14 protein-coding genes, 1 tRNA gene and 1 pseudogene are annotated in these 19,602 nt (G+C 70.8%); 9 read left to right on the forward strand and 7 right to left on the reverse strand.

From position 1 onward, the window contains the following. Positions 1-154: 154 nt before the first annotated feature. On the reverse strand, positions 155-1,270 hold the full coding sequence (locus ACIPAE_RS33785; protein ID WP_329366166.1) for a sn-glycerol-3-phosphate ABC transporter ATP-binding protein UgpC: 1,116 nt from the start codon (positions 1,268-1,270) through the stop codon (positions 155-157). Between the two features lie 216 nt (positions 1,271-1,486). On the opposite strand from ACIPAE_RS33785, the gene ACIPAE_RS33790 reads away from it, so the two are divergent. From ACIPAE_RS33790 to ACIPAE_RS33810, 5 genes are all read left to right on the forward strand, one after another. After that, positions 1,487-1,563, forward strand: a tRNA-Thr gene (locus tag ACIPAE_RS33790). Between the two features lie 538 nt (positions 1,564-2,101). Further along, positions 2,102-2,638 carry a hypothetical protein gene (locus tag ACIPAE_RS33795; RefSeq protein ID WP_366412621.1) on the forward strand — a complete coding sequence of 179 codons (537 nt, stop codon included), beginning with the start codon at positions 2,102-2,104 and terminating at the stop codon, positions 2,636-2,638. Positions 2,639-2,892: 254 nt separating this feature from the next. Continuing rightward, positions 2,893-3,867: a hypothetical protein gene (locus tag ACIPAE_RS33800; protein WP_402450522.1), complete on the forward strand. Its 975-nt coding sequence runs from the start codon at positions 2,893-2,895 to the stop codon at positions 3,865-3,867. An 866-nt stretch (positions 3,868-4,733) separates the two neighbouring features. Continuing rightward, entirely contained in the window at positions 4,734-7,784 is a 3,051-nt protein-coding gene (locus ACIPAE_RS33805) for an alpha-mannosidase (RefSeq protein WP_402450525.1), read from the forward strand. 252 nt (positions 7,785-8,036) lie between these two features. Continuing rightward, positions 8,037-9,185 carry an ROK family transcriptional regulator gene (locus ACIPAE_RS33810; protein ID WP_329374064.1) on the forward strand — a complete coding sequence of 383 codons (1,149 nt, stop codon included), beginning with the start codon at positions 8,037-8,039 and terminating at the stop codon, positions 9,183-9,185. 187 nt (positions 9,186-9,372) lie between these two features. Here the strand turns inward: ACIPAE_RS33810 and ACIPAE_RS33815 are convergent, their stop codons facing one another. Genes ACIPAE_RS33815 through ACIPAE_RS33825 form a run of 3 tightly spaced genes read right to left on the reverse strand, consistent with a single transcriptional unit; the run spans position 9,373 to position 10,963 of the window. After that, complete coding sequence (locus tag ACIPAE_RS33815; protein WP_366412618.1) at positions 9,373-9,726, reverse strand: hypothetical protein; 354 nt, start codon at positions 9,724-9,726, stop codon at positions 9,373-9,375. Beyond that, positions 9,723-10,394 carry an Asp23/Gls24 family envelope stress response protein gene (locus tag ACIPAE_RS33820; RefSeq protein WP_402450526.1) on the reverse strand — a complete coding sequence of 224 codons (672 nt, stop codon included), beginning with the start codon at positions 10,392-10,394 and terminating at the stop codon, positions 9,723-9,725. Before ACIPAE_RS33820 ends, ACIPAE_RS33815 begins: the two co-directional genes overlap by 4 nt. Further along, entirely contained in the window at positions 10,385-10,963 is a 579-nt protein-coding gene (locus ACIPAE_RS33825; RefSeq protein ID WP_402450596.1) for an RNA polymerase sigma factor, read from the reverse strand. Before ACIPAE_RS33825 ends, ACIPAE_RS33820 begins: the two co-directional genes overlap by 10 nt. Before the next feature lie 364 nt (positions 10,964-11,327). Between ACIPAE_RS33825 and ACIPAE_RS33830 the strand changes: the two genes are divergently transcribed. The 4 genes from ACIPAE_RS33830 to ACIPAE_RS33845 all read left to right on the forward strand — a co-directional run bounded on the left by ACIPAE_RS33830 (position 11,328) and on the right by ACIPAE_RS33845 (position 16,956). Then, the gene (locus ACIPAE_RS33830; protein WP_329374060.1) at positions 11,328-11,789 is read left to right on the forward strand and encodes an Asp23/Gls24 family envelope stress response protein; all 462 of its coding nucleotides are present in this window, start codon (positions 11,328-11,330) and stop codon (positions 11,787-11,789) included. A 151-nt stretch (positions 11,790-11,940) separates the two neighbouring features. Further along, on the forward strand, positions 11,941-12,141 hold the full coding sequence (locus tag ACIPAE_RS33835; RefSeq protein ID WP_402450528.1) for a hypothetical protein: 201 nt from the start codon (positions 11,941-11,943) through the stop codon (positions 12,139-12,141). A 632-nt stretch (positions 12,142-12,773) separates the two neighbouring features. Beyond that, complete coding sequence (locus ACIPAE_RS33840; protein ID WP_402450531.1) at positions 12,774-15,530, forward strand: lectin; 2,757 nt, start codon at positions 12,774-12,776, stop codon at positions 15,528-15,530. Positions 15,531-15,834: 304 nt separating this feature from the next. Next, positions 15,835-16,956, forward strand: coding sequence for an alpha/beta fold hydrolase (locus tag ACIPAE_RS33845; protein ID WP_402450534.1), 1,122 nt, complete (start codon positions 15,835-15,837; stop codon positions 16,954-16,956). On the opposite strand, the gene ACIPAE_RS33850 is transcribed toward ACIPAE_RS33845, so the two are convergent. The 3 genes and pseudogenes from ACIPAE_RS33850 to ACIPAE_RS33860 all read right to left on the reverse strand — a co-directional run bounded on the left by ACIPAE_RS33850 (position 16,905) and on the right by ACIPAE_RS33860 (position 19,524). Beyond that, a complete protein-coding gene (locus ACIPAE_RS33850; RefSeq protein ID WP_402450536.1) occupies positions 16,905-17,540 on the reverse strand; it encodes an SRPBCC family protein in 636 nt (211 codons plus the stop codon). The two genes, ACIPAE_RS33845 and ACIPAE_RS33850, sit on opposite strands and share 52 nt — an antisense overlap. A 191-nt stretch (positions 17,541-17,731) precedes the next feature. Continuing rightward, positions 17,732-18,031 (reverse strand): annotated as a pseudogene (locus tag ACIPAE_RS33855) (ArsR/SmtB family transcription factor); the annotation flags it as partial. A gap of 146 nt (positions 18,032-18,177) precedes the next feature. After that, positions 18,178-19,524 carry a hypothetical protein gene (locus tag ACIPAE_RS33860; RefSeq protein WP_402450538.1) on the reverse strand — a complete coding sequence of 449 codons (1,347 nt, stop codon included), beginning with the start codon at positions 19,522-19,524 and terminating at the stop codon, positions 18,178-18,180. Positions 19,525-19,602: the final 78 nt, after the last annotated feature.

The raw sequence follows: 19,602 nt of genomic DNA on the forward strand, positions 1-19,602 counted from the left end.
TTTGGGGGGGGGGGGGGGGGGGGGGGGGTTTGGGGGGCGGGGGGGGGCGGCCCCCCCCCGGGGGGGGGGGCGGCCCCGCCGCCCCCGCCCCCCCCCCCCCCCCGCCGAATCGCTCGTGTCAGCGCTGGTGTCAGCCGCTGAGGCGCTCGGTCGCTCAGTCGCTGAGGCGCTCGCCCGTGGAGGTGGCGAACACGTGGCTCTCACCCGGGCGCGGCACGACGTGCAGCACGGCGCCCTTCTCCGGGATCTCGCGGCCGCCGACGCGGAGCACCAGGTCCTTGTGCTCGCCGCCGACCTCGGCGGAGCCGTACACGTAACCGTCGGCGCCGAGTTCCTCGACGACGTTGACGGTCACGGCCAGGCCCTCCGGGCCCTCCTTCGACAGGCCGCCGGCGCCGGAGGTGATGTCGAAGTGCTCGGGGCGGACGCCGACGGTGACCGTCTTGTCACCCTTGTCGGCCGCGGCCTTCACCGCGTCGCGCGCCACGTTCACCACGGTGTTGCCGAACTTCACGCCACCGTCGGTGATCGGCACCTCGACCAGGTTCATCGCCGGGGAGCCGATGAAGCCCGCGACGAAGAGGTTGGCCGGGCGGTCGTACATGTTGCGGGGGCTGTCGACCTGCTGGAGCAGACCGTCCTTGAGCACCGCCACGCGGTCGCCCATCGTCATGGCCTCGACCTGGTCGTGGGTGACGTAGACGGTGGTGACGCCCAGCCGGCGCTGGAGGCTGGCGATCTGGGTACGGGTCTGCACACGCAGCTTCGCGTCGAGGTTCGACAGCGGCTCGTCCATGAGGAAGACCTGCGGCTCACGCACGATCGCGCGGCCCATCGCGACACGCTGCCGCTGACCACCGGAGAGCGCCTTCGGCTTGCGCGCGAGGTACTCGGTGAGGTCGAGGATCTTCGCGGCCTCTTCCACCCGCTTGCGGATGTCGGCCTTGTTGACGCCCGCGATCTTCAGGGCGAAGCCCATGTTGTCCGCGACGGTCATGTGCGGGTACAGCGCGTAGTTCTGGAACACCATCGCGATGTCCCGGTCCTTCGGCGGCAGGTGCGTGACGTCGCGCTCACCGATGCGGATGGCGCCGGCGTTGACGTCCTCCAGCCCCGCGAGCATGCGGAGCGAGGTCGACTTGCCGCAGCCGGACGGGCCGACCAGCACCAGGAACTCGCCGTCCCCGACCTCGATCTCGAGCCCGTCCACCGCGGGCTTGTCGCCGCCCGGGTAGATCCGGGTCGCCTTGTCGAACGTGACAGTTGCCATGACTGTTCACAGTCCCTTCACCGGCAGGAACGTGCCGGACGATCCGAGTAAAGGAAGCTTCCGGAGTGGCTCCGGAGGTGTTCCGCGAAATCGAACAGCCCGCCTCACCAGCGGGCTCACCGTGACGCTACCTGCCGATTTCCGTCTTGTCACCAGCCCCCGGGGCAAGATTTTCGCCACACCCCCACACCCCTGGCCCGGTACACTGGCCCCCGCGCCTCCTTAGCTCAGTTGGCCAGAGCGACGCTCTTGTAAAGCGTAGGTCGTCGGTTCGAACCCGACAGGGGGCTCCACATTTGTCCCTTTCGCGGCTTTCCTGACGGCGGGCCGCCGCCGCGAGGGGTGCCGATGGCCGGCGGTGACGAGGTGGCCGCGGGCAGCGGGCCGCTTCCCCGGACGGGTCGACCGCGTGGGGATCGTATGCGGACCGCCGAGACCGAGACCGAGTGGGCGCGGCACGGGCTGCCCGCCGCCCGCCACCTGCTGCCCGCTGCCTGTTTCGGTTGGGGACGGCGGTGCGGTGGTGCCTGCGGTGCCGGCGGGTGTCCGGCCCGGGCCGGGCGGTAGGGGCAGCGTGACCGGTCGGGCTGCTGTCGGGGCCGAGGGTGGGGCCGATCGGGCTGGGAAAAGGCCGGGCCCGTCGAATGAGCGCTTTGTTCGGTCCTCGCACCGGGTGTCCCCGTATCTGCCTGTATGACGCGGCAACGGATCTGGGCCGTTCAGGGGGGAGTTGTCGACCTACGGTTTTCCCGTAACCGCCCGCCGGCCGGCTTGCGAGGGAGCTGCCGTCGGGAACGCCCCTCTGTTCCGCATGAGTTGAGGAGAAAACTGGTGTCATCGCCTTGCAGCCCCGAGTTCGCCCCGGTGGGCGACGTGGGTACGGCCCTCATGATGATCGACTCCCGGCTCAAGGCCGTCCACGCCAACAGGACCGGGGTCGATCCTGAACAGCAGCTCCTGATCGACCAGTTCACCGCGTCGATGAGCCCCAAGGAAGCCGATGCCGTGCTGGACGGCGCCTGCACGCTCGTCTACATGTTCATGCGGTGGCTTCAGGCGGCCTACGACGACCACGGCAAGGACGCCATCGAACACGTGGTGCCCGACCTCGTGGGCACGATGCGCAAGATGCCCAATAGCGTCCGCCCGGAGACCATTCCCACCATGGCCGGCCTGGTGATCGCCGCGGCCACCGGCCTGGGCCCCGGCCTGTGGCGCAAGCAGTACGGCTACTGGACCGAGAGCGAGATGACCCCGCTGGAAGCCACCGCCTTCCTCCTCGCGGAGCACATCAACCAGCTCACCGAAGACCCCGAGTTCGCCACCCGCCTGATCGGCAACGCCCTGGCCGGCGTGGACATGGATTGACGGCCGGATGCGTGGGGCCGGCTGCGACGTCCACGGTCCGGCCGGCCCGCCGGGGCGCCCTTGCTGAGCGCTGAGCGCTGAGCGCTGGCCGCCGAACGCAGGCCGCTGGCCGCCAACTGTTGCCGCCGCGTACGACGACCGGCGTCGTGCCTGCGAGCAGCGGAAGTTCCGGCCCGAAGTACCGAGTCTGCCTATGCTGTTGAAGCCTCTCAGGGGGCTCTCTTTCTTGATCGGCGAGGCCATGGGGGTTCGGGATGCGGGTCGGGCTGTCGCGTTGGCGGGTGGCGGTCACCGCCGTGCTGGTGGCCGCGGTGGTCGCGGCGTGCGGGGGCGGGGACGGGGGGAGCAAGGCCGATCCGACGCCGACCCCCGATCCGCCGGTGTCCCTCAAGCTGCAAGCGCTCGACACCTACGCGCGGGGCACCGACGGCCTGCTGGCCCTGTCGATGCACACCAACGGAGCGCACCCTCCGAAGGTGAAGGTCGCGCTGCGGTTCGACGTCCCGGCCGGCAAGTCGCTGAAGACCCAGTACGAGCCGGTGGGGTCCACCGGCTGGGACGGCTGGCCCACCCTGAAGCTCGCCAGGTCCGCGGGACCCAAGGCCGGGCTCGACACCCTGTCCGGCAGCTACACCGTGCCCATCAAGGACGAGGACATCTGGCGCCTCTACCTCAACCCGCAGTACGGGCCGTCCGGCGCGGACGACGCCGTGGCCGTGCACGCGACGCTCAGTTCGGCCGGCCGCACCCTGGCGAGCGACAGCGTGAAGGCGCCGCTCGCGGCCCTCACCGTCAGCGTGCTCGACATGAAGGGCACCACGCTGCACCGCGACGGGCGCTGGACCGAGGCGACGTATGCCGTCCACAACGTGTCCACCCGGGACATCGCGCAGGTGGACGCCGGGCTCAACATCTCCCCGTGCAGCGCGGACGACGTCGTCGGCTGCGACCCGACCGGCGCCGATGTGGCCGATGGCTTCACCATGCAGCAGTACGACGGCCACCGGTGGGTCGCGGTGACGCGGTCCGCCAACGCGGTCGGCCATGTGCTGAGCACGTCGCTCAAGGCGGGTGCCAGCGCGCGGGTCCGCGTCCGGGTGGCCGCGGCGGCCGGACTCGGCAAGGACGTGACGCGGGTCGACATCAGCCTCGCGGCCGGGGGGAAGATGCCCGGCGCGAAGACCTCCTCCTACGACTCCGCCGCCCGGACGTTCGACATCGCCCGGTAACGCTGACGGCGCCGCGGTCTTTGGCCCGCACCGCCGTCTTTGAGGCGCGCCGCCGACGACGCGCAGGGCGCCCACGGCGCAGCGCACCACGCTCGGACGTACCGCCGCCGGTCCGGCCGGACGTACCGCTGGCCCTAACGCCGGACGTACCGCCGGTCCGGGGACTTCCGCGACGTTCACCGACTTCCGCGGACGAGGACCGCCATGCCCGGCAAGGGCCGGACGAGCGCCATGAACAACGGTGTCCGGATGCCCGCGCCGGGCCTCCGCGTCTGCCAGAGCGCGCCCGGGGGACCGGCCGGGAGACCGCCTGGCCGTACCACCCGGTTCCGGAGCGAAGCGCTCCGCATTGAATACCGTTCAATGACGGAGGGGTTCGTAAAACGTATTGACAAACTCGGCGGGCGGTTCGTAGGTTCGAACGGCACTACACCGACACCTGCCGTGCGGAGGACCTGATCGCCATGACCTGGCGCCAGGACGGCTGGTGGCCGATGCCGTAAGAACCCGACCGCTGCGCTCTGCCGCGCAGCGCCGATGGGAGCGTGCAACCACGTTGACCACCGACACCCGGCGGGCGCTCGTCGTCCGCGGCGGCTGGGCCGGTCGTCATCCCCTGGTGAGCCGCGGCGGGTTCGTCCCGTCGCCCAAGGGGCACGAATCGACCGTCCGGAATGTTCGTCATATGCGGAACGCCGAGAATGTCTCGGTCGCCGAAGGTGGACCTCGTGCCGGACGTACGCTGCCCGTTCCCCCGTAGACGTCAAAGGTCGAACCCCATCTGCGAGCGCCCGGACCCGGGCGCCGCAACCGGCCTCTGACCGGCACCCCGCCCTGTCGAGCCCAGCTATCAGGAGACCGTCCTCATGCATGACGACCGCAAACTGGTCGAGGCACGCTTGGAGCGCGTCCTGCGGGAGCGCATCCGTCCGGCGATCCACCCGGAGACGACGCCGCTGACCGTGGAGATCTGGTCCACCTCCGGCGAGCCCGTGCCCGTAGCGGAGGGGCTGTCGGCGACGACGCAGCCCATCTCCGCCGGCACGCCGTGGGGTTCGCCCTGGGGGACGAGCTGGTTCAAGGTCAGCGGCACCGTGCCCGCCGAGTGGGCCGGCCGGACCGTCGAGGCCGTGCTCGACCTCGGATTCACCCCGCGCACCCCCGGATTCCAATGCGAGGGCCTCGTCTACCGGCCCGACGGCACCCCGGTGAAGGGGCTCCACCCGCGCAACTCCGCCGTACGCGTCGGCTCGCCGGTCGCGGGCGGCGAGACGGTCCGCTGGCACATCGAGGCCGCGTCCAACCCCGACATCGACGGCGAGGTGCCGTTCCAGCCCACCGTGCTCGGTGACCGCGCGACCGCCGGCGACGCGCCGCAGTACGTGCTCGGGCAGATGGTGCTGGCGGTCTTCGACGAGACGGTGTGGAACCTGGTCCTGGACCTGGAGGTGCTCGGCGAGCTGATGGCGGAGCTGCCCCTGGAGGGGGCGCGCCGCTGGGAGATCCTCCGCGCGGTCAGCCGCGCGCTGGACGCCGTGGACCTGCAGCACGTGAACGCCACCGCGCAGGCCGCGCGGGACGAGTTGGCGGGAGTGCTCGCCGCGCCCGCGGTTCCGGCCGCGCACCGGATCAGCGCGGTCGGCCACGCGCACATCGACTCGGCCTGGCTGTGGCCGCTGCGGGAGACGGTCCGCAAGGTCGCGCGCACCGCGTCCAACATGACGGCCCTGCTGGACGACGATCCCGACTTCATCTTCACGATGTCGCAGGCCCAGCAGTTCGCGTGGATCAAGGAACACCGGCCCGAGGTGTTCGCCCGGGTCAAGCAGGCGGTCACGGACGGCAGGTTCGTGCCCACCGGCGGGATGTGGGTGGAGTCCGACACCAACATGCCCGGGTCCGAGGCCATGGCCCGCCAGTTCGTGCACGGCAAGCGCTTCTTCATCGAAGAGTTCGGCGTGGACAACGAGGAGGTCTGGCTCCCCGACACCTTCGGCTTCGCCGCCGGCCTGCCGCAGATCATCAAGGCCGCCGGCTCCAAGTGGCTGCTCACCCAGAAGATCTCGTGGAGCCGCACCAACACCTTCCCGCACCACACCTTCGCGTGGGAGGGCATCGACGGCACCCGGGTCTTCACCCACTTCCCGCCCGTCGACAGCTACAACTGCGAGATGGCCGGCCGCCAGATCGCCCATGCGGCACGCAACTTCAAGGAGAAGGGCGTCGCCAGCCGCTCCCTCGCGCCGACCGGATACGGCGACGGAGGCGGGGGCACCACCCGGGAGATGGTCGCCAAGGCCGCTCGGCTGCGCAGCCTCGAAGGGTCGGCGACCGTCGAGTGGGAGGCGCCCGCGGACTTCTTCGCCAAGGCGGAGGCGGAGTACCCCGACCCGCCGGTGTGGGTCGGCGAGCTCTACCTGGAACTGCACCGCGCCACGCTGACCAGCCAGGCGCAGACCAAGCGCGGCAACCGGCGCAGCGAGCACCTGCTGTACGAGGCCGAGCTGTGGGCCACCACCGCGGCCGTACGCACCGGGGCGCCGTACCCCTACGAGGCGCTGGACCGGATCTGGAAGACGGTGCTGCTGCACCAGTTCCACGACATCCTGCCCGGTTCGTCGATCGCCTGGGTGCACAGTGAGGCGCGGCGGACCTATGCGCTCGTGGCCGAGGAGCTCGAAGGGATCATCGGCGAGGCGCAGCGCGCGCTCGCGGGGACCGGAGAGGGCGCGGGGAGCTCGGGGGAGCGGGCCGGCGTCGGCGACGTGGTCTTCAACTCGGCTCCGCACGGGCGCGGAGGCGTTCCGGCCGGTGGCGCGGGTGTCGCCGGCTCGCCGGAGACGGTGACCCCGGCCGTGCGCGAGGGCGGCGGCTACATCCTGGACAACGGTCTGCTGCGGGTCGAGATCGACGCGCGCGGACTGGTGGTGTCGGCCTACGACATCGCGGCCGGACGCGAGTCCATCGCCCCCGGGCAGGCGGGCAACCTGCTCCAGCTCCACCCCGACCTGCCCAACCAGTGGGACGCGTGGGACGTCGACGCCTTCTACCGGAACGTCGGCGCCGACCTCACGGACGTCGCGGACCTCCGTGTCGACGGCGCCTCGGTCCGCGTCGAACGTGCCTTCGGCGACTCCCGGGTCGTCCAGTTGCTGTCGCTTCCGGCGGACGCCAAGCGGATCGACATCGACACCGAGGTGGACTGGCACGAGACCGAGCGGTTCCTCAAGCTCGCCTTCCCCCTGGACGTACGCGCCGACCGGTACGCGTCCGAGACCCAGTTCGGCCATGTCTACCGGCCCACCCACCAGAACACGAGCTGGGAGTGGGCCAAGTTCGAGGCGTGCAACCACCGGTTCGTGCACCTCGACGAGCCGGGCTGGGGCGTCGCGCTCGTCAACGACGCGACATACGGCCACGACGTCACCCGTGCGGTGCGCGCCGGAGCCGACGCCGGTACGACGACCACGGTGCGCGCCTCGCTGCTGCGGGCCCCGCGCTTCCCCGACCCGGAGACCGACCAGGGCGTCCACCGCTTCCGCCACGCGCTGGTGCCGGGCGCCACCATCGCCGACGCCGTCCGCGAGGGCTACCGGGCGAACCTCCCCGAGCGCCGCACCTCCGGCGCGAACGCCGTGGCCCCCCTGGTGACCGTGGACGACGACGCGATCGTGGTGAGCGCGGTGAAGCTCGCCGACGACCGCAGCGGCGACCTTGTCGTCCGCCTCTACGAGGCGAACGGCGGCCGCGCCCGCGCCACACTCCGCGCCGACGGCTTCGCCGCCGACCGTGCCGGGCTGACCGACCTGCTGGAGCGGCCGCTCACCGACACCGCGGGCCTCGAAACGGCGGACGGCGGGGCGGTCCTCACCCTGCGGCCCTTCCAGATGGTGACCCTGCGCCTTCCCCGCGCCTGACCGCGACCACACCCAGCGAACGGAGCGAACGATGTCGGCCGCCGGCACGGGAAGCGACCCCGGACCGGCGGCTCGGCGGACCGGTCCGGACGGAGAATCCGGTGGCGTACCATGCCACCCATCAACGCCGTCGAAGGGGCGGTGGCCTGGTGCCGCGTCCGCCATCCGAGGCTGGGAGAGGCACGGTTGACGACCATCGACAGCGCCGGCAACGACAGACCGCCGATCCGCCGCGGCACCAACCTGCCGCGGATGGGCGACTACAACGAGTCCGTCGTCCTCGATGCCATCCGCCGACACCCGTCCGGGCTGAGCCGGGTCGAACTCGCCCAGGCCACCGGCCTGTCCGCCCAAACCGTCTCGAACATCACCCGCCGACTGCTCGACCAGGGCGTGGCGCGGGAGTCCGGGAAGCGGAGCACGGGTCCTGGCAAGCCGCGCACCCTCCTGGAGGTCGTCCCCACGGCCCGGCACGCTGTGGGGGTGCACCTCGACCCGGCGGTCATCACCTATGTCCTGGTCGACCTGCTGGGCGCGGTGGTGGCGCAGTACAGCGAGCGGACGCCGAGAGGTGGCGGCTCCGACCAGATCGTGTCGGGCATGGCGGCCTCGGTGGCCGCCCTGGTCGGCGAGTCCGGCGTCGACGCCGAACGGATACTGGGCCTCGGCGTTGCCGCACCCGGTCCCGTCGACACCGTGGCCGGCCAGGTACTCGACCCTCCTGAACTGCACGGGTGGGGCAGCTTCCCCCTCCGTGACCGGCTCAGTGAGGCCACCGGCTACCCGGTACTCCTCGACAAGGACGTCACCGCCGCAGTCGTCGCCGAACGCTGGGCCGGCGCGGCCACCGCGAGTCGCAACCTCCTCTTCTTCTATTTCGGTACTGGCTCGGGCATGGGACTGGTGGTGCAGGACACCGTGCTGCGCGGTGTCTCCGGCAACGCGGGCGAGGTCGGCGGCCTCGGCGCGGGCTGCTCGATCCGGACCCTCGTCGACGAGGCCATCTCACTCGGCGTGCTCGGTGCGGAGTTCACCGTGCTGGACCCGGCCGACGCCCCGCGCGGTGTGGAACGGCTGGCCTCACTCACCGCCGAGGGCGACGAGGCGGCGAAGTCCATCATCGATCAACTTGCTGTCCGTATCGGCCGTGGTGTCTGCGCTGCCGCGACCCTGCTGGACGTCGACACCATCGTCTTCGGTGGTACGACCTGGCAGGTGCTTGCCGATCATCTCCTTCCTGTCATAGAACCGATGGTTGCGCGCTCGCCGTTCGTCAAGGCGACCCACCCGACTGCGGTCGTCACCACCACCCTCGGCGAGAACGTGGCCGCCGTGGGAGCGGCGTCCCTGGTACTGGACCAGGCGCTCTCGGCTCAGCCCACATCGCTGCTGCTGGGCTGAACCCGTCGTCGGACCCTCTCTTGGCCGTGTTCTTTGCTGGACCTGGGCCGTCATATCCCGCTCTGTCCTGGCTTGCCCGGGTGCGGGTGCGGGTGCGGGCGGGCGTGGCCGGGCGTGGCCGAGTCGGGAGCACGGCGGGACCGAGACCGGGACCGGGACCGGGAGCGGGACCGGGACCGGGACCGGGTCAGACGATCCCGCTGATGGTGACGCTGACCGTGACCGGCGGCGGTGACTGGCCATTCACCGAGGTCACGGCCAGAGCGGCCGTGGCCGCTTCCCGTATCGCGCGGGCGACGTCGAGCGCGCGATGGCCGCGCCGGGCGACGACGTGGACGCTCACCGTCCACGACGGCCGGCCCTCACCGGGGGTGAGGCGGACACCCTCGGTAGATTGGCGCGATGCTCCCTGTGTCGTGGAGCGTATGGACGCTCTCAGCAGTCCGCTGAGACTGGGCTTGAGGAATGCGACGCCGGGCACTTCGCAGACAGCGGTGGCGACCTGGGCGGTGAGTACCTCGCGGGCGGCGGGTTGGGTCATCGGGTCCGTCCTTCGCTGACCGCCTCATCGAGGAGATCGGTGAGGCGTACGTCGACCGCCGCCACGCGCAGGCCCAGTTGGCGGTCTGCGGCTGCGAAGACCTCCTGGCGTACCTGGTCGGCGAGTTCGTTGAGGTCGGGGGCGAACGGGAACGTCACTTCCAGGCGCACCCGGACCGGCTCCCGGCCGGGCAGCCCGGGGCGAGCCGGTAGGAGCGGATCGTTCAGCTCGTCCATCGCCACGGGCGCGATTCGGCATGACCCGGCCCGTACTCCCGGCAGCGACTCGGCTGCGGCGCGGAGAACCCTGGCCGCCGTGGCCTCGGTGATCCACGCGTCCTCCTCGGGTTCGCCGAGAGGCAGTGTGCGACCGGGCCGCAGCTCCAAGCGGACCACGTCCATGACGCGTTCGGAGAGGGAGGCGGTGTCCATCGGTGGAGGCGTGCTGGAGCGCAACTCCCTGATCGCGCCGCCGAGCAGATCGAGGTCGGCCAACGCGGCCGAGCAATAAGGGCAGCGGAGGGCGTGCTGGTCGCTCTCACCGCTGTCGGTGGACTCCCACACCTCGGAGAGCATGCGGCCGCAGAGCAGTTGCTCGTCGTCGGGGAGTGGCTCCGGTGTCTGGCCGGGCAGGCGGCCGGCTCCGCCCGGGTTGCTGGTCATCGCCATGCGCCCATCGCCTCCGTCAGGCCGCGTCGTGCACGGAAGATGCGCCCGCGAACCGCCTGAGGGCTGATTCCGACCAGTTCGGCGATCTCCTCGTACGTCTGTCCGTTTAACTCTCTGAGCACCCAGCAGGCTCTCTGTTCCGGCGAGAGCAGAGACATCGCCTCGGCCAGGGCGCGCGTGGCCGCTCGGGACTCGGTCACGCGCTCGGGTGAGGTCTGGTGGTCCGGCGCCGGGAGCTCGGGGGTGCCGTCGAGCGGGACGAGCGGGCGGCGCGAGCGCAGGACGTTCAGAGAGCGGTTGGTGACGATTCGGTACATCCAGGTCTTGAACCGTGCCTCGCCACGGAACTCGGGCAGTCTGCGCCAGGCGCTGACGAAGCCGTCCTGAACGGCGTCCTCGGCCTCCACGCGGTTGCCCAGCAGCCGCTCGGCGAGTTGCAGCAGCGGTCCGGCATGCCGTTGTACGAGTGTCGCGAAGGCATCCTCGTCCCCTTCTCCCGCGCGTACGGCCAGCAATTCGTCGGTCAGTAATTCCTCGGTCAGCAATCCGTCGACCGGCGGGTCGGACAACGGTGGCTCGGACAAAGACAGATCGGCCGGTGCTGCCGCCGGCGGCAGTTCTACCTTGGCCGCGGGCGCGGCGACGGCTTTCGAGGCGCCGGGCGGCGCTGTGCTGCCGGTGTCTGCGCTGCCCGGCCTGGTGATTTTGCGGTACCCCGACACGCGGCGGCTCCTTTCGTTCGCTCATTGTCTTCGACACGCGAGATCGCCGGATGTCACGCCGTGCGGGCGGATCAGCTCGGAAAAAATCTTCGCCGCGGATGCGTGACGAATCTCCGCCGGCCGGGTCCAACTCATTAACCGCACGTCACGACAACGCACGATCAAGGAGACAGCGATGGTTGCACAGCAGGTTGAGGCGCCCGTACGAAAGATGGTGGAGAGCGGCGTGAAGCCCGGTCAGGGCTCCACGACGGTCAGCGGTGGCAGTGCCGGCGCGAGCGAGCCGGCTGCGAACAGGGGGAAGACGTCCATCGCCGATGTCGTGGTCGTCAAGATCGCGGGCATGGCTGCGCGCGAGATCCCCGGTGTCTACGACATGGGTGGTGGCCTGTCCCGCACGATTGGTGCTGTCCGCGACCGTGTGCCCGGCTCCCGTCCCAATGTGGGGCGGGGAGTGAAGGTCGAGGTCGGCGAGCGCCAGGCCGCGGTGGACCTGGATGTGATCGTCGAGTACGGCGTCCCGATCGCCGACGTCGCCCGTGACGTCCGCGAGAACGTCATAGTGGCCGTGGAGCGCATTACCGGCCTCGAAGTGGTCGAAGTCAACGTCGCTGTCAACGACGTGCATCTGCTCGACGGCGACGAGCCGGTCTCTGACTCGCGCGTCGAGTGACGCAAGCCTCGGGCCTCGGAGCCGAAGCGCGCAATCCAGAGGCCCAGGTCGGCATCGGTCCCGAGATTCAGACTCAGACTCAGATCCGAGTTCGCCATGAGGTTCGGTTCCTCGTCCAAGTCCGGAGTTGGCACATCATGTGAGGTGAAGTATGAGCAGGGCAGTTATCGGGTTGCTGGTGGGCATGGCGCTGGCCTTTGCCGGGTGGTTCGGGGGATTCGGCGCGTTCATACTCGTGGCCGCGCTCGGGGCGGTCGGCTTCGCCGTCGGCCGACTGATCGAGGGCGACGTCGAGTGGAAGGCGGCGAGGCGTAGTCCGACCTCGATCAGCGGCTGCGCGGGCCTGGGCTGAAGCCTTCTGCCCTGCGACCGCGCCGACTTGGGCGACGTGTGTGGGCAGCGCGACGTCTGCCTGCGGCCGTCGTGTCGCTGCTGATCGCAGTCCGCTTTGCCCTTCTGTTGTCCGATCCCTTGCCCGATGTCGTCGCCGTCCACGCCGCCGGGCACTCTCCTGCACTCCCGCCCCCCGCGCCCCCCGCGCCCCCCGCGCCAGACATCGGATGACGCGCCCCCGACCCCGAACAACCCGCCCCAACACTCCCAAGCGTCGCACCAACCACCTACGTTGCCGCACTCTGCGCCGATACCCCCAAGCCGCACCATCCCCGCCCGCGTCCCTCGGCGCCCCCAACTCCGCCGCGAATCCCGCCGCGAATCCCCACCCCCTCATTGGTCCGACCGCTTGCACGGGTCATTGACGTGTTCCTGCCGCGTGGCTAACTTCGCCGAGAGCGCTCTCCTCTCGTCGGCGTCCTTGGGCGCCCCTGAGCCCCGGAGTCCCCCCATGTACGCACTCGCATCAGTACGCGTTCCATCTCCGTATGGCCTGACAACGTTGTCGGATCTCGCTTATCACTCCGGAGTCGCGCTCCTGTGGAGCCAGACAACGATGTCGAACTCACGAGCAGAGGAGAAGTACCCGCGATGACACGACTGTCGAGACCACCCGGAGCGGCCGTGATCGGCGTGCTCGCGGCTGCGGCGCTGGCCGTGGCCGGGATGTGTACTCCCGCGTCGGCGGCCGGGAAGGCCGCGCTCGTCACGTCGCCGGCCACCCTGGTCAACCCGTTCATCGGGACTTCGAACCAGGCCGACGACTTCCCGGGCGCGGACGTGCCGTTCGGCATGGTGCAGTGGAGCCCGGACACGCCGTCGCGTCCGTCCGGTGGTGGTTACGAGTACAACGACTCGACGATCACCGGTTTCAGCCTCACCCATATCGCCGGGCCCGGCTGCGGTGCGGCCGGTGACATACCGGTGCTGCCCACGGTGGGTGCGGTGAACACGGGCGCGACGGACGCGTTCTCGCACTCCAACGAGTCGGCGTCCGCTGGGTCGTACAAGGTCACGCTCAACAATCAGGTGACCACCGAGCTGACCGCTACGACGCGCAGCGGGATGGCGCGCTTCACGTTCCCGTCCAGCACCCAGTCCAACCTGGTCTTCAAGCTGAACGGCAGCCAGAACGGCGACACGTCGACGCAGTTCACCAAGGTCTCGGACACCGAGGTGAGCGGTCAGGTCACCAGCGGGCACTTCTGCGGCGCGGGCAACACGTACACCGTGTACTTCGACATGGTCTTCGACCAGCCGTTCGCGTCGCAGGGCAGCTCGGTCGTGAAGCCGTCGGCGACCGCCCCCGCGACGTCGGGCAAGGCCTCCAAGAACGCCGCCGAGAAGCCCAACAAGCCGGTGCTGCACGGCAAGGCGCCGAAGGCCGCGACATCGAAGTCGCCGGACGCCGCCGCGTCGAACGGCTACGTCACGTTCAACACCACGTCCAACCCGGTCGTGCAGGCCAAGGTGGGCGTGTCGTACGTGTCGGTCGCCAACGCGGTCGCCAACCGCACGGCGGAGAACGGCGGCTGGGACTTCGACGCGACCCGCACCGCCGCGCAGGGCTCCTGGAACAGCGCGCTCGGCAAGGTGCAGATCGCGGGCGGGACCTCCGCGCAGCAGCAGAGTTTCTACACCGCGCTCTACCACTCGCTGCTGCACCCGAACGTGATCAGTGACACCAACGGCCAGTACTACGGCTTCGACGGCAAGACGCACACCGTGGACTCCGGCCACAGCGCGGCGTACGCCAACTACTCCGGCTGGGACATCTACCGTTCCCAGGCCCAACTCGAGGCGCTGGTCGACCCGCAGGCCGCTTCGGACACCGCGCAGTCGATGGTCGACGACTACGCGCAGACCGGGATCTTCCCCAAGTGGTCCGAGGACAACGGCGAGTCGTACGTCATGGTCGGGGACCCCGCGGACGCCATCCTCGCGGACTACCACGCCTTCGGCGCCACGAAGTTCGACACCGCCACCGCGCTGGCGGACATGGTCGCTCAGGCGAGCAAGACCAACAACGACCGGCCGGGCCTGAACTACCTGAACTCGCCCGGATACATGCCGCACGACGGCAGCTACGGCTGCTGCAACTTCTACGGCCCGGTGGCCACGACGCTGGAGTACAACACCGCCGACTTCGCGCTCTCGGCCTTCGCCGGTGCGCTCGGCGACACCGGCAACCAGAAGACGTACGCCAACCGCGCGCAGGACTGGCGCAACGTGCTCAACCCGGCGTCCGGCTTCGTCGAGCCGCGCAACGCGGACGGCTCCTGGACCGGCGGCTTCGACCCCACCAGCGGCACCGACATGGTCGAGGCCGACTCCTGGATCTACACCGGGATGGTGCCGTTCGACATCGGCGGCCTGGCGAAGGCCAAGGGCGGCAACGCGGCCATGAACGACTACCTGGACACCACGCTGCGCAGCTTCACCGGTGACGACGGCTACGCCTGGGTCGGCAACGAGCCCAGCATCGAACTGCCCTGGGAGTACGACTACACCGGCGCGCCCTACAAGACGCAGGGCACCGTGCGGGCGATCCAGGACCAGATCTGGGCGAACACCCCCGGCGGGCTGGCCGACGGCAACGACGACCTGGGTGCGATGAGCGCCTGGTACGTCTGGGCCGCGCTCGGCATGTACCCCGAGACCCCGGGCACGTCCGATCTGGCCCTCGGCTCACCGCTGTTCACCCAGGCCGTGGTCACGCTGCCGTCCGGCAACACGCTCACGATCAACGGTAACGGCGCCGCCGACAACGCCCCTTACGTGCAGTCCGCGACGTGGAACGGTACGGCCTGGAACAACGCCTACGCCCCCACCACGGCGATCACCGCGGGTGGCACGCTCGACTACACCCTCGGCACCACCGCCAACACTTCCTGGGCGACGGCGGCGTCCGCGGCCCCGCCGTCGTACGCCGGTGACACCACGGCGCCGGCCTCGCCGAAGATCGGCCCGATCGCCGCCGGGGTGGGGTCGAACCTGTGCGTGGACGACGCGACCTCCGGTACCGCCGACGGCACCCACGTCCAGATCTGGGGCTGCGACGGCACCTACGCGCAGGACTGGATCGTCGCCGCCGACGGCACGCTCCGGACCCTCGGCAAGTGCCTGGACGCCGACCACAGCGGGACCACCAACGGCACGCTGATCCAGTTGTGGACCTGCAACGGCAGCGGCGCCCAGCAGTGGACCGCGGGCTCGAACGGATCGCTGGTCAACCCGGAGTCCGGGCTGTGCCTCGACGACCCGAACTCGTCCACGGCCAACGGTACCCAGCTCCAGTTGTACGGCTGCAACGGCTCGGCGGCGCAGAACTGGAAGGTGCCGAGCTGAGCCGCACGCCCGCACCCGCACCCGCACCCGTATAGCGCCGTCCGCTCGCCCGGTACGTCGGACGGGCACGACGTGCATCGCGCCCCCGTGCGTCCCGTCCCACCGGTCGGGTCGCACGGGGGCGTTCTCGCGCGCCCGCGGGATACGCGGTCGGCTGGGGCCGGCGCGCCGAGGAGGTCGATGCCGACCACCTACGGCTGGCACTGGCGTACGTCGGCGGCGCCCGCCCGGGGGTGCCACCGAGCGGGCCCGACCGTGATAGGGATGCAGTTCGCCCTGCCCGAAAAACCAGGAGTGTCCCGGTATGACAATCGCTACGACGCGGGCCGCGCTGCCCGGCCAAACGGGTCCCGGCCAAACGGGTCCCGGGCAACCGGGGTTCGGGCGGCCGGAACCGGAGCGACCTGACCGCGAACTGCCCGACCGCGAACTGCCCGACCGCGAACCGTCCGACCGTGAACCGTCCGACCGCGAAGCATCCGGGTGCGTCGGCCACCGCGGGGTCGAGGAACGCGAACTCAGCGCCGACGGCTTCCGTTTCGTCTCCCGGGTCGCCTGGTGCGAGCACCCGAGCACCGAACCGTTCCTGATCCTCGGCGGCTCCTCCCAGGACCGGTTGTCCTGGACCCGGTTCGAGCGCGCGCTGCTCCCGCTGGGCCATGTGATCACCGTCGACCTGCCCGGATACGGCGGCGCCGCCTTCCTGCCCGCCCGGCACGGCATCGACTTCCTCGCCGACGCGGTGCTCGGGACCCTCGACGACCTCGGGGTCTCCCGGGCGAACCTGCTGGGCGCCTGCTTCGGCGGCGCGATCGGGCTGCGCTTCGCCCAGCGCCACCCCGATCGGGTACGGCGGCTGATGCTGGTCGGCATGACCAGGGACCTGCCGAAGGACTACACCGACTGCGTGCCGCGCTGGATGGCGATGCTCGCCGAGGGCCGCAGCGACGACATCGCCCGCGAGCTGGTGGACCGCTTCATGTCCCCGCCCGGCACCGGGACCGTACGGCGGTACGCCGCCGTGTCCCGGCTGCTGTACCGGCAGTTCGCCGGGCGCAGCGCCGAGGAGGTGCGGATGGACGTGGAGCACAACCACCGTCTGATGTCCCACGACTGGTACGTGCCGCGGCCGGCGCCCCGCGTGCCCGCACTCGTGCTGACGGGTGAGCACGACACGCTGACGCCGCCCGCCATGGGCCTGGCCGCCGCGCGTTGCCTGGAGGGTGCCTGGTTCACCACCGTCAAGGAGGCCGACCACCTCCTGCCGGTGGAGCGCAGCGACGAACTCGGCGACCTGATCGCGCGGTTCTGCACCGACCGGGCGATCGACCCGCTGCCCTACTGCCACCCGGCGACGTTCGTTCCCGCGGCGGGTCAGGAACTGCCGGGGAACGGGGCGCCGTTGGGCATGCCCGCCGCGACGTAGGCGTCGTAGCGCCGCTGCCAGGTGGGCGGCGGGCCGCTGGGCCGATGCCGCGCGGGCCGCTCGCCGGATCGTCGGTTCACCGCCGCGCCGGCCGCTTCACCTGCTGCTTCACCTGCTGCTTCGCCCGCTACCGAGCCCGCTACCGAGCCCGCGGTTTCGCTCGCCGCTCGGGCGTCGAGGGCGGCCAGGCACAGGTCCCAGCCGGCCGCGTTGCGCGCCGCCGCGTCCGGGCTCTCCAGGAAGTCGGTGAGGGTGAGGCGGGTACGGGCGCCGTCCAGCCGGGTCAGTTCGAACCGCAACTCGTCGCCGCCCCAGGTGAAGGCGAACAGGTGCGGCGGGTCGACCGCGGTGACCTCGCCGGTCAGCACCATGTCCGGCATGTTGGGGTCGCCGGCGAAGGTGATCTCGCCGCCCACCGCCAGGTCGACGGTGATCCGGGGGAACGGGAACCAGTGCGCCAGTTCGGTCGGTTCGCTCACCAGCGCCCACACCCGGTCGATCGGGTGGTCGTAGACCCGTTCGAAGCGGACCGCGGACCGTCCGCCGTCCAGTTCGAGGTAGCTGCCGGGGTCGATGACGTTCATGGCTGCTTCCTGTCTCTCGGTTGCCTCGGTTGCCTCGGCGGTGTCGGGCGTGCCGGTCGCGTCGGTGGCGCGAGCGAAGCCCGCTCCTCGGGATCGGCCGCAGCCAACGCAGCCGGCTCGGCTGACGTGGCCGACGCGGCTTGCTCGGACGGCTCGGCCGGCGCGGACCGCTCGACGGAACCCGCGTGCGCCTCGTCCAAGCGGCGGCCGAGCGCGTCCAGACTCCGGTTCCACAGCCGCCGGTACGGTGCCAGCCACGCGTCCAGCTCCGCCATCGGCGCGGGCTCCAGGGCGTACACCCGGCGCTGCGCGTCGACCTGCACGCGGACCAGTCCGGCCTCGCGCAGCACCCGCAGGTGCTTGGACATGCTGGGCTGGCTCAGCCCGCACCGTTCGGCCAGTTCGCCGACGGGCTGCGGGCCGGTCAGCAGCCGGCCGAGTATCGCCCGCCGGTTCTCGTCGGCGAGCGCGCCCCACACCGCGGTGTCCATGCGACCTAATATTCCCCACCGGGAATATAACCGTCAAGGCATACGCGAACCTGGGCGCGCCGCCCCACCGCTGGATCGCCTGTCCGCGCGCCTGACCGCCCGCCCGGCCAGCCGTCCGCCCGACCGCCCGCCCGCCCGGCAGGGCGTTACGGCGCCGCGCAGTCCCTGGTGTCGGTGCCGCCGTTCTTCCCCGGCGTGACCGCCATCGCGGCCAGGTAGGTCCCCTTCTTCGGCAACTGGCCCTTGGGAACCTTGAGCACGTGGCCGTGCCCTGACCAGTGCCGTCCGGCCAGCGGGTCGACCAGGGTGACGGTGGTGGCGGTCGTGGGGCCGACCACCGTCAGCCCGCCCGCATCGGTGACGCAGCCGATGGAGACCGCGGGGGCGTAGCGACCGGAAGTGTCGTAGTTCGAGCCGAGGTCGGTGTAGACCGACGCCTTGTCGATGCCGACCTCCAGCAGTCCACTGCGGGAGTCCTCGCCGTAGTCACCGCCGGAGGGATACGAGACCTTCTGCTGGACCACTGCCACCTCACCGTCGGGGGAGGTGGTGCCGTGCCACTCCTGGGTCCACTCGACCTCCGAGGCCGGGGGATCTCCCTCGTCCATGCCGGACGTCCCGCACAGCAGATCTCCGGCCATCCGGCGGATGTAGGGCTGGTCGAGCGGCGCCGGCCCGGCGGGTCCGGGCAGATCGGCGTTGGACGGCGCGTACGTGAGGCTGACCGCGTACGGCCAGCCCGGGGCGTAGACGAAGGTGACCTTGCGGGGCTTGCCCAACGACGTGTCATCGGCCTGGATCAGCGCACCGATCCCGCAGTCGCTGTGCATGTCGACGATGTGCTGGCCCCCGACGGTGGTCGACCGGTAGCCGAACGGGGGGACAGGGGCGCTGAGTCCGTCGGTGACCTTCAGGGGCCGCCAGCCGAGATCCTTGCCGTCGAAGCCCTCGACCTGGACGTGGGTCAGCCACGGCGGTATGGCCAGCGGGGAAGGCGCGCCCGACTGGTGTTCCCAGTTGAGCGCGAGCGGTGGACTGAACAAGGGAGTGTCGTCCCAGGGCGCGGGCGCGCGGTAGACGATCTTCTCCGACCCTGCTCCGGGGCCGCTTTCGTACTGCAGCAGTTCGCCGCCGGTCGACACCAGGGTCACGTGGGGGAGATGCGGCACCGTGCCGGAGAACAGGATCTCGCCGCTCGGGTGGTGGTTGTCGTAGACGAGGGGGGTCTGTGAATCGGGCCTGAAGTCGGGGTAGTTGACCCAGGAGTGCGGGCCGAAGCCGTTGGAGAGCAGGATCTCCATGGCCGCGTGCCCCGGGCCGCGGTCGTTCGGCCGGTTGCCGAGCGTCGGCCAGGAGGACACGCCCTGGTGGGCCTGTGCGGCGGTCACCGTGACCGGCTGCGAGGCCGCCACCTGTGGTGTGTACGTGTGGTCCGGCGGCGCGGCGAACCATCCGCCGGTGAACGCCCCGGCCACCACGGCCGCCACCGCCACCCCCGCGGTCCAACGCGGGTGCCGGCGCCACCACGTGGAGCCTGAGTCGGGGTCGGGGTCGGGATCAGAGTCGGGGCC

Source organism: Streptomyces sp. NPDC087270, from assembly GCF_044744625.1.
Classification (GTDB): Bacteria; Actinomycetota; Actinomycetes; order Streptomycetales; family Streptomycetaceae; genus Actinacidiphila.